Here is a 16,680-nt window from a genome sequence, read left to right on the forward strand (position 1 = left end):
CTTCTTTAAACTTTTTGTAATCAAATTCTTTTGTCATGAGGCAAAGTTATTTTCTTTTTAATCTATTATGACACAAAGTTTTGAACACTCTCTTTATAAACGCTAAAATGAAAGAAATTGTTGCTAATTTTTTGTTAAGTTTTGGTAAAGTCCTCGTTTTTTTGACAAAATCACGAAAAAAACGCACGAAAATTACTTTTTACCACTAAAAAATTGATTTTTTACTTAAATATTTAGATAAAAGTTGTGTTTTTGCTTTCACATCGTCAGTTATGGCAAAAACAGAAATTGTGGCTCCGGAAATAGAATCAACATTTTTTCCTACCTCTAAATTTTGTTCTGAAGAATAACCTGAAAACTGTTTTAACCACCCCTTAGCTACGATTTCATATCCATGAGTTGCCGCATAATTAAAAACTTTAACTCCCTCTACCATTCCATTTGCACTAAAACATACCAAATAATCAAAGTATTCACTTGGCCCACTATTATGGTTATCAACAGCGCAACCACCTGCTCTACAACTATTAACTCTGCCTATATAAATAAATTTATTTTCGTTTGCCTTCAATTCAAAAAACTTACCCATACGCAAATCTTTATTATTCAACTCAGTTAATTCAGTTCGTTCATCATTTACTTTCCACAAACGATTAATCTCTTTTGAAACACTTTTATGGTGATAATTAATATCCTGAGATTTAACATATAGGCCAAAGATTAACAAAAATGCAACTGTAACAATATTTCTCATACTCTATACTTTAATAAAACTTGAGTTCGATAATTGAAAATCAAACTCAGGTATAACCATTCTCATTTTAAAACATCAAACCAAAACCAGCATTAAACGTGGCTACTGATTTATCATCTGATTTCTTTTTTACAAACTGCACATCTGATTTAAATGCAACTTTAGGCGTAATTTTCCAGGTTAACCCCGATGTAATGATAGTTGCAGCGTTAGACTTGCTTCTGACCACTCCATCTTCAACAGTATTTTGAGTATCATAACCTTCATATCTCACAAATGGAATCAACTCATCAGTAATATTATTATTAGATTTAAATAAATTATAGCCTAACTCAACATAATAGCCAATCATTGATTTTCCAAGATCATTTAAAACTAAACCATCAGAAGTAAACTCATTGTATTCTTTTGTATTTCCTAACGAATTGTAGTAGAGTTGTCCTTTTAGTTGCCATCCGCTATTCGCATATCTAAAATCCGCCCCAATCATAGCAATATCAACAACTGAAGAATCTGCAACAGCATCATCTACTTCATCATACAATACACTTTGAGATTTTCCGAAGTAACCAGATAGTCCTATATTGAAATTTTTAATTCCAAAGTACTCTAACTTAAGAGCCAAATTAGGACTACTCATATACGATTCTGCACCCTTTTGCCTTCCTTTACGCAATCCATTTTTACCACTAAATTTAGCTGCACCATCATATCCATTAAAACCATTCATTACATAGGCCTGATAACGGATATTTGCTGGTAAATAAGTTCCTGACAAACCAATTCCTATTTCCCTCCACGTTGTTGGAGCAATATATGCATCTATAAATGGTCTCTCAACTCCATTAAATGTATTTGGTTCATGATATTCATTAATCAACCCCATTGGAGCCAATAATAAACCAGCACGTAAATTGATTCCTTTAGATAATTTATACTGTAAAAATGCTTGTTCTATATATACTTCACTTACATGTTCATATTCAATTTCAGAAATAAATTGAGTTCTTTCATTAAACTTATAACCTAGCAACATTACCACTCTGTGTACATCTAAAGTTGCATTACTTTTTGGGTTATTTCCCATTGGTTGATTGTAATGTACCTCGGCATAACCTCCAATGGTTAAATTTCCATCACTCTTTAATAATCGTTCTGCAGAATTATCATACAAATTATTTGTATTCTCTGTTTGAGCAAACGAAAATCCTGTAAAAACAAATAATGATAATAGTAAAAATATCCCCTTCATAATTTTATTATTTAATTAACTATTAATGCTGATACAAAACTATGGAATGGCATTTTTACTGGAAATGGCCACAATTGGGTATTTTTTAACAGAATATTTGAATCACAGAATATTACACTCAATAATTCGGTAAACAGAAGTCCGATTAATAATATACACTACTGATTTACTGACACCTAACATATATATACAATATTAATTAAGCATGAATATATATCACTATTATTGGGTACTAGTAACTTTCTTAAAAATAAAAAGTCCGACTTAAAGCCGGACTTCATTAAAATTTCTTATCTAAATGATCGAGAATTATAATTCTTATGACTTATTACGTTTTCTTAAAACCTCTCTGTAGGTATCCAGCAATCTTTCAGAAATATATTCTACATCCAGATACTTCACTTTTTCCCGCCCATTAGTTCTTTTACCAAAAGTTAAAGCAGTATCTACGGCCCTGGCTACCTCAACAGGATTAGGTTCTGTAATATAACATCCATCTACATCCTTAGTTATATCAATTACATCACCAACATCTGTTGAAACAATGGGAAGCGAACAAGCCATAGCTTCTTTAACCACATTGGGTGATCCTTCCCATTTTGAAGTTACTAATAATACATCAGCTGCATAATAGTAGAATGGAACCTGATCGAGTTCAACATTATTTACCACTGTTAATTCCACATCCTCTGTTTTCAAATAGCTAAGCGCTTCACGTGCCAGATCAAAATTCTTCTCTTTTCTCTCTGGATCTGAAACCCACAACACATGTGCCGAAGAATTAAACCCTACCTGTCGCCTGGCAATTTCTCTGTCAATTGTATTAAAACGTGCAAAATCAATTCCATTAGGAATAACCTTTGAGTTTTTGATTTTTAACACATTGTACATTTTTTGTGATTTTACGATTGTAAAACACCAAAAGGAGCGAGCAAAAAATCGGGTCAGTAACGATGTGGCTTTTTCCAGTCTGTAATCGGTTCCCATTAATGAAACCACTAAAGGCTTACAGCCGGCAATGGCACAGGTAAATCCTGAATAACCAAATTGGGCATGAACTAAATCAAATTGTTTTTGCTTTACATATCGTTTGAGAGGCAATATATGCTTGGCATAAGTCAGTATACCTTTACCGGGGATATCATAATAATCTACATTAACACCAATCTTTTCAAGAGCTGTACCTTGAGTTGTAACTAAATGCTTACGAGCAAAAAGACCCTGACTACTGTAGACAATTAAAACTTTTAGGTTGCTAAAATCCACTATGAATAAATATTTGATGTACTGTAAAAGTAAGTAAATTATACTTAAAGCTACCATTACAAATAAACTAAAAGTTGAAACTAAAAAAAACACTTGCCGTAATAAAGTTGATAAATAGTACCAATTTAATTATTAATCAATCTTATATTTTCAGAAAGATGAATAAACATTTACTTCTTATTATTTCACTTATTAGTATTCTGGGGAATCTCGCACCCTCGCAATTAACGGCTCAAAACATTGCTACTCAAAAACAGGAAAGTTTTAACAAGGTAGACAGTATTAAAGTTGATGCAGATTTTTGTGTGGTTAAACTGACAGGATACCAAGGCAACACTATTGAATTCAATGGAGTTATTAAGTCAGACGAAAATGCTGACCAATATAAATTAATTACTAAAGTAACAGGTAGCAAACTAAATATTGAAGTACAAAAACCATCTAGCTGGACTTCGCATTGGGGAGAAATTGAACTTAAGGTACCTAATGAATTAATCATAGAAATTAGTTCTCAATCTGGTAAAGTGGATGCGAGTTCATTAACTGTTAAAAACCTATACATTGATTCCAAATCCGGGCACGTAAATATTACTGATGTAAAAGGAAATATTGAGAGCAACTCTCCTGCAGGTGATATAGTTGTTAATAACTTTGAAGGGAACATCAAATCCAAATCAAAAACAGGAAAAGTTATCATTAACAATGCTAAAGGCGACTTTAACCTAAATTCGAACAAGGGTGATTTTACTATTAATCAACTTGATGGAAACATAAAAACAGATGGTGGAGCAGGAAATCAGGAACTTGAAAATATTAATGGAGATATTTCGCTAAAATCTACTAGTGGAGATATTAAATTGTCATTAGCCAAAGGAAATATAACAACCAGATCATTTGAGGGTAATCAAAAAATATTTCAATCAGAAGGTATTTATAATGTTCAGGCTTCAACTGGAGGTTTAACAGGAACCAGAATCAAGTTTACAGGTTCTTCTTCGTTCTCAACTACCGAAGGTAATATTAAAATGCAATTGAATACTAAAACAGATTTGGCTTTTGAATTAAAATCTGATAATTCATTTTTAAGAGCCATGGGTAAATCGAAGAAAAAATCTTTGAAAGTAGGGAAAGGTAGTATCTTAATTACCGGAACCAGTACAACAGGTAGTCAGGCATATTATTAAAATAAGATAAGAGATAATAGATTTGGGAACCTATATCTCCTATCTATTATCTCTATTAATTATTTCCTAAAATTAAAGGTAAACCATCTTTACCGGAACCAACAACTACAACCTTAGCATTTTGCGATTCAGCTAATTTAAGAGTAGCATCAATACCTTTTTGCTTGATTATATTAGGCGTTAAACTAGCGTTTATAATTTTATTATAATTAGCAATACCTTCAGCCTCAATCTGTTTCCTCTCAGCCTCACTTCTTTCTTTATCCAGTTTAAACTGATAAGCTAAAGCTTCCTGTTCCTGTTGTAATTTACTTTCGATGGCAGCTTTAATCTGCGCTGGTAGTTGAATAGAACGAATCAACAAGGCTCTTAACTCAATATTATTATCTCTTAAAACCTTAGATGTTTCTTCTTTTATCAAATCTTCAACTTCTTTTCTTTTAGTTGAAAATAACTCCTCAGCAGTATATCTACCTGTAACACTTCTTACAACAGATCTAACTTCAGGAATAACAAGAACATTAACATATCCCTCTCCGAATTTTTGATGCAGTTGTCCTATTTTATTGTAAACAGGATTAAAACGAACAGTGATATCCATATTTATGGACATACTGTTTTTATCTAAAACATCCATAGTTTCTTCACGAGTCTGCTCTTTTACTACATACGTAATCAACTGATTCCAGGGTGCTATAATGGCCAATCCTTCAGTTTTAATATTATCAACATCTAACCCAATAGTATATGGCTTAAATACAACTGCTCGTTCTCCAGGTTGAATAATATGAAATACCCTGCTACCGAATAAGAACAATAAAATTAGTCCTACTACAAATACTCCCAAGATAATTGGTGATACTTTACTTTTCATAATTAATAAAATTAATTTTTAACTGCATAATTGCATAAACTAGTGATAAAACTACTAAATAATATTTAAATCTTTTTTTAGCTATCCGAAAGAATCAGGATATCTTTGCTATGTTATATAAAAAAGTAATCATCATGTCAACAACCAAAGGATATCTATTAATTGCAGGTTCAGTTATTTCTTTCTCCATCATGTCGGCTTTGGTAAAATCAATACCTGAAATAAACTCTACAATTACAACTTTTGTAAGATTTACAGTTGGATTTGGCATATTAGGTTTATTAGCCCTTACTAAAAAGATAAAACTAACCTTCAACAACTCCTTTTTGCTGTTGCTTAGAGGATTAACTGGTGGATTTGCAGTATTTCTTTTATATTACTCTATTGTAAACATTGGAGTTGGAAAAGCTACTGTTTTTGTATACTCCTATCCTATTTTTGCAACATTATTAAGCGTTATTATATTTAAGGAGAAGGTAAAACCCATTCAATGGTTCTTTATTTTAATTGCTTTTATTGGTATCATATTATTATCCATAAAAAATGGATTGGATATTAGTCAAATATCATCCAATGAACTTTTAGCTATTACAGGAGGTGTACTTTCGGCTATATCGGTAATTCTTGTTAAGAAACTTCATCACACCGACTCCTCAACCTCCATTTTCTTTTCTCAAAGCTTAATTGGTTTTTGGTTATTTATGTTTCCGGCTAACACAGTATCTTTTGAGGGTAATGTAAATATTGCCATTATCTTAATTGCTATTGGGATTGTATCGGCCATTGGACAGTTAATTATGACTGAAGGCTATAAATACGTAGAGGTTTCTAAAGGATCAACTATGTATATGCTGATTCCTGTTTTTAATATTATTACAGGATATTACCTTTTTAATGAAGTTCTTACATTTAAGGAATGGATTGGTGCCCTGCTTGTAATCATAGGCTGTATTGGAGTAGTCAGTACAAAAGCCTTAAAATTTAAATTCTTCGGGCCACGATAAAAACTCAAATTAATATTGATATAAACAAAAAAAGGTTTTTCACCTTGATAAGTTATAATCTTTCCTATGAGATTACTTACGCTTATCTGGTAAAAACCTTTCGTTTTACATGTGTAAAAGTATAGCTTCAATGTTAACTGGCCATAAAATGAACATTAAGAAATTAAAAATATCATTATCATACACAACAACGGCTGTATTCATCAATATTTTGATATTAAAATAGAGATTTCATGTTTAAATTTTCTTTCATTTGTTACATGAAACTTTCAAGAAATTTTGATCATTATACCATGTATAATTGTTAGAATTAAGATTTACATGCTCGTTTCATCTTATTTTTTATATAAATTGTAAAAGAGTTATCATATTTGAGTCTCTAAAACAAAAACACATGCTACTAAAAAGTATTAATCCCAATAGTGGAGAAGTTGTAAGAGAATACCCGGAATACCAGTGGGAAGAAATAGATAATATCATTCGTAGTGTTGATGCTTCTTTTCATTCGTGGAAAAAAACAAAGCTTGATTACCGCATTGGAAAAATTAAAGCGCTCGCTAAATTACTTGACATAAAAAAGGAAGGCTTATCATTTACAATATCTGTAGAAATGGGTAAGCCTATTAACGAATCCAGAGCTGAAATTGAAAAATGTATATGGGTTTGTAATTATTACTGCGACAACATTGAACAGTTTTTACAAAATCAATATATCAAAACCGAAGCCACTGAATCATATGTTTCCCAACAACCTCTTGGTGTAATTTTAGCAATTATGCCATGGAACTTTCCTTTTTGGCAAGTATTTCGTTTTGCTGTTCCTGCATTGCTCGCAGGAAATACTGCGGTATTAAAACATGCCTCAAATGTTCCAGGATGTTCATTGGCCATTGAAAATTTATTTTTAGAAGCTGATTTTCCTGATGATATTTTCCGAAGTGTTTTAGCTACAAATACAAAAGTTGAGCGGATGATTGCAAACAAAAGAATTAAAGCAATTACGCTTACCGGAAGTACTAAAGCAGGACAAGCTGTTGCACAGACTGCCGGTAAATACTTAAAGAAAAGTGTTCTTGAGTTAGGTGGCAGTGATCCTTATATTATACTTAACGATGCTAATATTCCCGAAGCTGTGGATATTTGTGTTAAAGGCAGATTGTTGAACACAGGTCAAAGTTGTATTGGAGCTAAAAGGTTTATAATAACAGAAAAGGTATACGATGAATTTGAGTCCTTATTTGTAGAAAAAATGATGGCTGCCAAAATTGGAGATCCTTTTGATGAAAACAATCAACTGGGACCTTTAGCCCGTGGATATATCAGAGAAGATTTATTAAGTCAGGTGAATAAATCCATATCCAAAGGAGCCCAATTACTTTGCGGAGGGAAATTTATTGAAACCCCGGGCTTCTTCTTCCCAGCAACAGTTTTGTCAAATGTACTTCCTGGTCAGCCGGCATACAGTCAGGAACTATTCGGACCAGTTGCTTCTCTAATTAAAGCAAAAGATGAAAACGTAGCCATACAAATTGCCAACGACACAACATTTGGTTTAGGTGCTGCAATTTTCACTTCAGACATTGAAAAAGCGAAATATATTGCAGAAAATGAGATAGAAGCAGGTTGTTGCTTTGTTAATGATTTTGTTCGCTCAGATCCGCGTTTACCTTTTGGAGGAATTAAAGAAAGTGGCTATGGAAGAGAATTATCAATGTATGGATTACAAGAATTTGTAAACATAAAAACCATATACATTAAATAACCAGCATATTTTAATCATTAATGACTTTTAAAGAAGCGCTGATTAAGGCCTCAAATATTTGTGCACGTCAGGAGAAATGTATTTCCGACATTGAAAAAAAACTATACGATTGGAAGGTTGAACCAGAAATTAGCAATCAGGTTATTGATCAGCTGATCAAGGAAAAATTTATCGACGAGGAACGCTATATAAAGTTCTATGTGAAAGATAAATTTACTTTTAACAGATGGGGCAAAATAAAAATTAAATGGCAGCTAAAAGCTAAAAACATTTATGGCAAATATGTTGATGAAGTATTGAACAATATTGATAAAGAGGAATACAAAGATGCTTTGGCTCAATTATTGAAAAACAAAAGATCTTCAATTAAAGAAACAGATATATACAAAATAAAAAGTTCTTTGATCAGGTATGCATCCTCAAGAGGCTTTGAGCCGGATCTTATTTATCAGGTCATTGATGAATCTATTGAATTATAAGACGATACAAAACCCATAAAATATGAACTACTTCTTCAACCCAAAATCTATACGCTGGCAATTTATCATTTTGATTGTTCTTCCTATTCTATTTTCTTCCATTTCAGTAGAAGCAAAGAAAAAGCCTGATTGGGTAAAACAACGACCTAATGATTCATCCTATTATATAGGTATTGCTAATGCAATAAAGCACGAAGGGGAAGTTACTTACCGAACAGAAACCAGAAATAAGGCACTCAAACAATTAAGTTCGGAAATAAAGGTTAACATCTCTTCCAACTCCATTTTACATCAATTCGAGGATAATTACCAGGTAAAAGAACAGTTTGAATCTAAAACCTACGAATCAATTGAAGCCACTCTGGAAGGTTATGAAGTATTCACCTGGGAAAATAATAAGGAGTATTGGGTGATGATGCGTCTATCGAAGGAAAAATATGCGCTCAATAAAAAATTAAAACTTGACAATGCTAAAAAAATAAGTGCAACTTATTATTATTCCGGAAAAAAAGCTGTTGATAATGGTGAAATTTACCAGGGTCTTTTAACCTACATTCAAGCTATAAAAGCGATCAAAAACCATGTAGGAGAAGACCTTTCATATAAGGATATTGATGGCAGTTTGAATTTGGGAGTGGACATCTTTAATGGGATTCAGGAAGGTTTAAAGAAAATAAACTTAGAACCAGGAAAAGATGCATATACAGTTCAATTTAGTAAAGAATTAACTGTTCCGTTGTCTTTACAGGCTTTCTATTTTAATAAAACTGGTGAGAAAACTCCTATCGCCAATCTGCCTCTACAATTCTCTTTTACTAAAGGAGAAGGTGATCTTTCTTCTTCCGGATTGACGAATAACAATGGGGAAGCCAATTGCGATGTTAATCGCTTTATTTCAAAACGAAAAAGTCAGGAAATCACTGCCAAATTTGATGCTAACAAACTATACAACAGTGAAGATGATGAAACAAAAGTACTTTTACATGCATTTTTTTACGACGAGTTTTTACCGTCGGCAAGGTTTAACATTGAATTACAAAAATCATCAGCTTATTTAATTCTTAACGAAGTTGTTTTTGGAGAAACTCCCAATACCAAAACATTCAGTAATATGATGCGAGCTGAGTTGGCACAAAGTTATTTTAACATAACCAACGACAAAAACAATGCTGATTTCATTGTAAAAATAAATTCCAATTTCATAGCAGGAGATGAAAAAAAAGGGAAAGGATATGCACTGTATATTGTATTTGTTGAGTTTAACTTATCTATCATAGACAATAAAACCCAAATGGAAATTTTTGCTGATGGATTTAGTGATTTAAAAGGAATGCTTCCAGGCAGTTATGAACATGCTTTAAAAAATGCCAGACAGAAAGCTGAGAATAAAATAATTGAAGACATTCTTCCTAAAATGGAGCAGGTAAATTTATAATTAAACTCATTTAAGTCATCTATTTCTAAATATGAATTACCTACTTTTACCAACTCAATAATTAAAAATGGTAGCAAGGCAATTCACAAAATACTTAAATATCATATTGGCCATGATATTTTGGGCTTTTTCCTTTGTTTGGGTTAAGGAAGCCTATCAATCTTTTGGTCCGGTGACCACAATTTTTGCACGCCTGATTATAAGTACACTGTTATTATTTTTAGTATTAAAAATTACAAAAAAGTTACAGCCTGTTCATAAAAGCGATTACAAACTATTTTTACTACTGGCACTATTTGAACCATTACTATATTTTATGTGTGAAAGTTTTGGTTTAAAACTAGTTTCTAGCACATTAGCATCAGTAATTATATCAACAACCCCAATATTTTCTTCAATTTTTGCCTTTTTAGTATTAAAAGAACGTTTAACCATATTTAGTATAATTGGGATTATCATTTCATTTTCAGGAGTTAGTATCTTAATATTTGAAAATGGGTTTCAGCTTAGTGCACCTATATTGGGTATATTACTAATGTTTGGATCTGTACTTTCAACTATTGGATATTCACTTTCTCTTAAAAAGTTAGCATCAAAATATCCTCCAGTTAATATCATTGCATACCAAAATCTGATTGGTATTTTCATGTTTCTTCCGGTATTTTTATTACTTGAACTTAAAACACTATCTAACATTGATTTTAAATTAAATGCCGGGCTGGCAATTTTACAATTAGCTATCTTTGCCTCCTCAATTGCATTTATATTTTTTGCAAAGTCCATTAAACAATTGGGAGTGGCTAAAACAAATATGTTTATTAACCTGATTCCTGTTTTTACAGCCGTTTTTGCATGGTGGATTTTAAACGACAAAATAGATGCACAAAAAATATTTGGTATAGCCACAGTAATTATTGGATTGTTTATTTCTCAAATTAGAATTAAAAAGCATGAAGCTTGATTTAGAGCGATATAAAGAAATGGCCCTTAATAAGGCAAAAGAAAATAAAGTGTTTACTACTCGTTTAAGAAAAAAGAAACCTAAAACTCTTGACGACTCAGTTGTGAATGCACACCATGAAGCCTTTGAAAAAATTGACTGTCTGGAATGTGCAAATTGCTGTAAATCTATAAGTCCGATAATTATTGACCGTGATATAGACCGAATTGCCAAGCACCTTAAAATGAAAAGGTCGGAATTGATTGACCAATATTTTGAGATTGACGAGGATGAAGATTATGTATTTAAAGAAACTCCTTGTCCGTTTTTAATGCCTGATAATTACTGCATGATTTATGAAGTGAGACCCAGAGCATGCAGGGAATATCCTCATACCGACAGAAAACGATTTTATCAAATATTAAACCTCACATACAAAAACACTTTTGTATGTCCTGCTGTTTATGAGGTATTGGAAACATTAAAAACAGAATATTAAAATAGTTGTTTCATTGTAAACACACTAAAAATGTAAATTTGTCGTTGTAATGGAGATGGTAAAAATAAATATGAAGAAACTACATTTAATAGTTTTATGCCTTATTATATCTCAATTAACAAAGGCACAGTTTGGAGGTGAAAGCACTTACGATTTTCTGAATCTTACAAGTTCAGCTAAAGTTGGAGCTTTAGGTGGCACCAATGTTTCTATTAACGACAGCATTGGAGATTTGAATTTTGTATTTCATAATCCGGCACTTCTTAAGGCTAATATGAATCATGCACTGGCATTGAATTACGTTCCATATATTGCAGATATAAACTATGGATATGTTGCCTACGCGCAATACTTTAAGAACATAGGAACTTTTAGTCTTGGTATTCATAATGTTAATTACGGAAATTTTACCAGAACCAATGAATACAGAGAAATTTTGGGCACAGCATCAGCCGCCGAATATGCTTTTATTTTAACCTATGCACGTCAGCTTAGCCCTAATATTTCAATGGGCATGAGTATTAAGCCGGTTTACTCTAAATTTGATGCCTATACATCTTTTGGTTTGGCTACTGATTTTGGATTCAATTATAACAGAAAAGACAAACATTTTTCTTTAGGTATTGTACTAAGAAATCTTGGGTCACAAATATCTTCCTATGCAGAAACAAAAGAAGATATGCCATCAGATTTGCAGATTGGTATCACAAAAAGACTGGCCCATGCGCCTTTTCGATTTTCAATTACCGCACAAAACTTATTAGACTGGGATTTAACCTATGCAGACTTTGAACAATCGAATTCCTCATCATCTTCTGATGAAGTAAATGAAGCATCCTTTGGTGATAAATTTATGCGCCATATGGTTATTGGAGTTGAGTTTTTACCTGCTAAAAACTTTCATATCGATTTTGGATACAACCATCGTAGACGAAAAGAATTAGGTTACGAAGAAAAAATGTCAACAGCTGGATACTCATGGGGTTTTGGCTTCAGAGTTTATAAATTTATGTTTTCCTATGGATCAGCCCGTTACCATTTAGGTGGTAGTTCCAATCATTTTTCCATCACTACAAACCTCTCAAATTTTTAATATAAAATTTTCTGATAATTTGGGTTAAAGTCAAACAATCATAGTATTTTTACCAGCTCAAATTTATCAGAATGACAATAAAAAAATCAAAGCTGGTTATTGCTATTGATGGGTATTCATCATGTGGAAAAAGTACAGTAGCAAAGGACCTTGCTAAACTTCTAAATATTATTTTCATCGATTCCGGAGCCATGTATCGTTGTGTTACACTTTATGCACTCGAAAATGGAATGATCAATAGTGATAAAATTGATGAAGACAAACTTAAATCAGCCTTAAATAACATCTCTATCTCGTTTAAATTTGAAGCTGCAACCAAAACCAACGAAACCTATTTAAATGGCGAACTGGTTGAGAGTAAAATACGAAGCCTGGAAGTGAGCAGCCATGTTAGTTCTATTAGTGCCATTGGTTTTGTAAGAAAAAAAATGGTTGAACTTCAGCAAAAAATGGGAGAAACAGAGAGCATTGTAATGGATGGACGTGATATAGGAACTGTTGTTTTTCCAAATGCAGATTTGAAACTATTTATGACTGCCTCTCCTGAAATAAGAGCTGAGAGAAGATTTAAAGAATTTCAGGAAAAGAATGAAAATATTTCATTCGATGAAGTACTGGAAAATGTAAAATCAAGAGATCATATTGATGAAACAAGAGAAGAGAGTCCGCTAAAAAAAGCAGACGATGCTGTTGTTTTAGATAATGGTAAAATTGGTAAAGAAGAACAATTGAATTTTATTGTTGAAGAACTCAAAAAAAGAGATTTAATACAGTAAGCAGTATATTAATTGTTAAATAATTTTAAATAAGATTCTTATAATCTTATAAGCAATAAATAATTTATTTAAAAGTGTCATCTTTGAATCTTGAAATCGATCCATCATCTGGTTTTTGTTTTGGTGTTGTAAAAGCCATTGAAACAGCTGAAAACGAATTGGATAACAATGGAATTCTATATTGTCTTGGAGATATTGTTCATAATAATATGGAAATGGATCGCCTCAGGAGCAAGGGGATGATATCGATTAATAAAGACGAATTAAGCGAGATTAAAAGCAACAAAATATTTATCCGTGCCCATGGAGAACCCCCAGAAACCTATCAGCAGGCCAAATCCAGAGGTCTTACTATAATTGATGCCACATGCCCGGTTGTTTTAAAACTTCAAAACAGGATTAAAAAATCCTGGGAACTTTTAAAACAAAAAAACGGACAGGTTATTATTTATGGTAAGAAAGGTCATGCTGAAGTAATAGGATTAATGGGGCAAACCAACAATGAAGCTTTTATTATTGAATCGTTGGATGAAGTATCAAAAATTGATTTAAGCAAACCAACTCATTTATATGCGCAGACAACAAAGAGCATAGATGTTTTTAAAGAGATCAATGAATATCTTTCTAAAAACATGAAAGCAGGAGTTGAATATAAATCATTTGATACAATTTGTCGACAAGTTGCCAACAGATTGCCTAAAATGACCACTTTTGCCCAAAAGCATGAGTTAATCATTTTTGTTGGAGGTGAAAAAAGTAGTAATGCCCAGATGCTTTTTAACCAATGTAAAAAATCCAATAAACAGTCTTATTTTGTGAGCAATAAGAGCCAGATTGATCCAGACTGGTTTTTAAAGTTACCAAAATCGGTTGGAATTTGTGGAGCAACATCCACACCGCCTTGGCTAATGCAACAAATTGCAGAGGAAATTAGAAGAATAACAAAAGACAAATAAATATGGGACAAGTAAAAAAAATTGGTGTACTTACCTCAGGGGGTGATGCACCTGGAATGAATGCAGCAATCAGAGCTGTAGTAAGGGCAGCTATTTACCATAAACTTAAAGTCGTTGGTGTAAAGCAAGGATACCATGGTTTAATACACGATTATATTGAACCAATGACCTCCAGATCAGTAAGTAATATTATTCATCAAGGTGGTACAATTTTAAAATCTGCACGTAGTCAAAGTTTTAGAACTCCTGAAGGTAGAAAGAAAGCTTTTGAGAACTTACAGAAACATAATGTAGATGCTTTAGTTGTAATTGGTGGAGATGGTACTTTTACAGGAGCAAGACTTTTTGGACAAGAACATAACTTTCCCATTGTAGGTGTTCCAGGAACTATTGATAATGACCTTTATGGTACTGACTATACGATTGGATATGATACTGCTTTAAACACTGTAGTTGAAGCTGTTGATAAGATCAGAGATACAGCCAGTGCACACAGCCGTTTATTTTTTATTGAGGTAATGGGTCGTGATGCAGGTTTCTTAGCTTTAAGAAGTGGTATTGCTTCTGGAGCAGAAGCTATTATGGTTCCGGAAATTGATACAGACTTTAAACAACTAAATAAATTCCTTGAAAAAGGAATGAGAAAAGACAAAAACAGTAGTATTGTTTTAGTTGCTGAAGGTGAAAAAATTAGTGGAGGAGCAATTCAGGCCGCAGAAAGAGTATCTAAAGAATATCCAGGTTACGATACCAGAGTAACTATTCTTGGTCACATTCAACGAGGCGGAACTCCATCAGCATTTGATAGAGTAACTGCAAGTAGATTAGGAGTATCTGCTGTTGAGGCACTTATTGATGATCAAAAAAGTATCATGGTTGGTTTGGTAAACAAAGAAGTTGTTCACGTACCATTTAACCAGGCTCTTAAACACAAGAAAAAGTTGAATCCAACATTATTGGAATTAACTGAAATATTATCGATATAATAATATACAGATTATAAAACTAAAAGCTGTTTCATTCACGAAACAGCTTTTTTAATTATTTATTGCGACTACCGGATCAAGTTTGCTTGCACTATTCGATGGTATATAACCACTTACCACTCCTAATACAACCGATATAGCAATACCTCTGAAAATATTCCAGAATGTTAATTGAACCCCTAAATCCATGGCACTATTTACGCCAACTATAATCAAAAATATTATCAACAAACCTACTACCCCACCCAATAAACTTAAGAATACACTCTCAAACAGAAATTGCATTAAAATGAACTTTCTTTTGGCCCCTAAAGCCTTTTGAATACCTATGATGCGGGTTCTTTCTTTTACCGAAACAAACATAATATTAGCGATACCAAATCCTCCTACTAAAATTGAAAACCCCCCAATCAACCATCCGGCTAAATCTATGATCCCAAACAATCCTTCAAACTGTTTTTGAACAATACTTATCTGATTCAACGCAAAAGTATTATCCTCAGAAGGTTTGATATTGCGTTCCGAACGAAGTATTCCTTCCAATTCCCACTTTAAATCATCCACACTAACACCTTGTTTTGCCTTAACAATGATAAATGGATCAACACGATCACTTCTGATATTAAACAATCCTTTTGCATAATTAATGGGTATGATAATATTCTTATCCAGGCTATTTCCAAACATATCTTCACCTTCTTTTCTTAATACACCAATAACCGTTAGTTTCCGCCCCATCATTTTAACTCTCTTTCCAATAGGGTCTTCGCCCTGAAAAAGTTCAGATGCAACATCGTTTCCCATCAGCACCACATTATTACCATTATTAAACTCAAATGGAGAAATATAACGACCATCTTCGATTTCAAAATTCCAGTTTTTATCAAAGCTTGTAGACACACCAAAAACTCTTACATTTTCATATGAATTATCCTGATACAAAACAGTCTTACTAGCTCCGATACAAAATGTTGATGCTTCTGCAAGTTGAGATCTTTTTTCTATTGTTTTTTGCTCGCTTAATTTCGGAACCGGACGATTGAGATATTTCCACCAAGGATATTCCGTTTCACCTTCAGGTTGAGTCCAGGGCCACTTTTGCACATAAATAACATTCTCACCTAATGATTGAATACTATTTCTAATCTTATTTTCAAGAAAATCTATTAAGGTAAAAACAGTTATAATCGAAAAAATACCAATAGTAACTCCACTTAAAGTAAGGATTGTACGTAATTTATTTGCCTTTAGCGCATTGGCGGCAAACAAGACACTTTCTCTTAAAAATTTTACATATAAAATCATCCAGACAGCAATATTACGATATGTGTTTTACACTTTTATCTCAAAATTAATCACTTATAAAACTATGAATAAAATCAATTACTACCTTGATAAATGTGCTTATTTTCTTAATTTT

The 16,680-nt window shown here is 32.5% G+C and carries 16 protein-coding genes; 11 read left to right on the forward strand and 5 right to left on the reverse strand.

Annotation, left to right across the window (positions count from 1 at the left end; genetic code table 11):
• Positions 1-205: 205 nt before the first annotated feature.
• From OM075_RS16265 to OM075_RS16275, 3 genes are all read right to left on the reverse strand, one after another.
• Positions 206-754: an FMN-binding protein gene (locus OM075_RS16265; RefSeq protein WP_301191595.1), complete on the reverse strand. Its 549-nt coding sequence runs from the start codon at positions 752-754 to the stop codon at positions 206-208.
• A gap of 67 nt (positions 755-821) precedes the next feature.
• On the reverse strand, positions 822-2,006 hold the full coding sequence (locus OM075_RS16270) for a hypothetical protein (RefSeq protein WP_301191596.1): 1,185 nt from the start codon (positions 2,004-2,006) through the stop codon (positions 822-824).
• Between the two features lie 318 nt (positions 2,007-2,324).
• Positions 2,325-3,272, reverse strand: a complete 948-nt coding sequence (locus OM075_RS16275) for a glycosyltransferase family 4 protein (RefSeq protein ID WP_301191597.1) — start codon at positions 3,270-3,272, stop codon at positions 2,325-2,327.
• A gap of 158 nt (positions 3,273-3,430) precedes the next feature.
• Between OM075_RS16275 and OM075_RS16280 the strand changes: the two genes are divergently transcribed.
• Complete coding sequence (locus tag OM075_RS16280; protein WP_301191598.1) at positions 3,431-4,456, forward strand: DUF4097 family beta strand repeat-containing protein; 1,026 nt, start codon at positions 3,431-3,433, stop codon at positions 4,454-4,456.
• 55 nt (positions 4,457-4,511) lie between these two features.
• On the opposite strand, the gene OM075_RS16285 is transcribed toward OM075_RS16280, so the two are convergent.
• Positions 4,512-5,330 (reverse strand): prohibitin family protein, encoded by an 819-nt coding sequence (locus tag OM075_RS16285; protein ID WP_301191599.1) that lies wholly within the window; start codon positions 5,328-5,330, stop codon positions 4,512-4,514.
• A 134-nt stretch (positions 5,331-5,464) separates the two neighbouring features.
• On the opposite strand from OM075_RS16285, the gene OM075_RS16290 reads away from it, so the two are divergent.
• From OM075_RS16290 to pfkA, 10 genes are all read left to right on the forward strand, one after another.
• Positions 5,465-6,334, forward strand: coding sequence for a DMT family transporter (locus tag OM075_RS16290; RefSeq protein WP_301191600.1), 870 nt, complete (start codon positions 5,465-5,467; stop codon positions 6,332-6,334).
• 394 nt (positions 6,335-6,728) lie between these two features.
• On the forward strand, positions 6,729-8,096 hold the full coding sequence (locus OM075_RS16295) for an NAD-dependent succinate-semialdehyde dehydrogenase (protein WP_301191601.1): 1,368 nt from the start codon (positions 6,729-6,731) through the stop codon (positions 8,094-8,096).
• Between the two features lie 20 nt (positions 8,097-8,116).
• The gene (locus tag OM075_RS16300; protein WP_301191602.1) at positions 8,117-8,575 is read left to right on the forward strand and encodes a regulatory protein RecX; all 459 of its coding nucleotides are present in this window, start codon (positions 8,117-8,119) and stop codon (positions 8,573-8,575) included.
• A gap of 22 nt (positions 8,576-8,597) precedes the next feature.
• Complete coding sequence (locus OM075_RS16305; protein ID WP_301191603.1) at positions 8,598-10,010, forward strand: LPP20 family lipoprotein; 1,413 nt, start codon at positions 8,598-8,600, stop codon at positions 10,008-10,010.
• Positions 10,011-10,077: 67 nt separating this feature from the next.
• Positions 10,078-10,971 (forward strand): DMT family transporter, encoded by an 894-nt coding sequence (locus OM075_RS16310; protein ID WP_301191604.1) that lies wholly within the window; start codon positions 10,078-10,080, stop codon positions 10,969-10,971.
• Entirely contained in the window at positions 10,961-11,449 is a 489-nt protein-coding gene (locus OM075_RS16315) for a YkgJ family cysteine cluster protein (protein WP_301191605.1), read from the forward strand. The genes OM075_RS16310 and OM075_RS16315 overlap by 11 nt, the downstream gene beginning before the upstream one ends.
• Before the next feature lie 70 nt (positions 11,450-11,519).
• Complete coding sequence (gene porQ / locus OM075_RS16320) at positions 11,520-12,542, forward strand: type IX secretion system protein PorQ (RefSeq protein ID WP_301191606.1); 1,023 nt, start codon at positions 11,520-11,522, stop codon at positions 12,540-12,542.
• Between the two features lie 71 nt (positions 12,543-12,613).
• On the forward strand, positions 12,614-13,318 hold the full coding sequence (gene cmk, locus OM075_RS16325; protein ID WP_301191607.1) for a (d)CMP kinase: 705 nt from the start codon (positions 12,614-12,616) through the stop codon (positions 13,316-13,318).
• A gap of 74 nt (positions 13,319-13,392) precedes the next feature.
• Positions 13,393-14,274 carry a 4-hydroxy-3-methylbut-2-enyl diphosphate reductase gene (locus OM075_RS16330; protein ID WP_301191608.1) on the forward strand — a complete coding sequence of 294 codons (882 nt, stop codon included), beginning with the start codon at positions 13,393-13,395 and terminating at the stop codon, positions 14,272-14,274.
• A gap of 2 nt (positions 14,275-14,276) precedes the next feature.
• On the forward strand, positions 14,277-15,260 hold the full coding sequence (gene pfkA / locus OM075_RS16335) for a 6-phosphofructokinase (RefSeq protein ID WP_301191609.1): 984 nt from the start codon (positions 14,277-14,279) through the stop codon (positions 15,258-15,260).
• 51 nt (positions 15,261-15,311) lie between these two features.
• On the opposite strand, the gene OM075_RS16340 is transcribed toward pfkA, so the two are convergent.
• On the reverse strand, positions 15,312-16,565 hold the full coding sequence (locus tag OM075_RS16340) for an ABC transporter permease (protein WP_301191610.1): 1,254 nt from the start codon (positions 16,563-16,565) through the stop codon (positions 15,312-15,314).
• Between the last annotated feature and the right edge of the window lie 115 nt (positions 16,566-16,680).

Source organism: Plebeiibacterium sediminum (genome assembly GCF_026013605.1).
GTDB classification, from domain to species: Bacteria; Bacteroidota; Bacteroidia; order Bacteroidales; family Marinilabiliaceae; genus Saccharicrinis; species Saccharicrinis sediminus.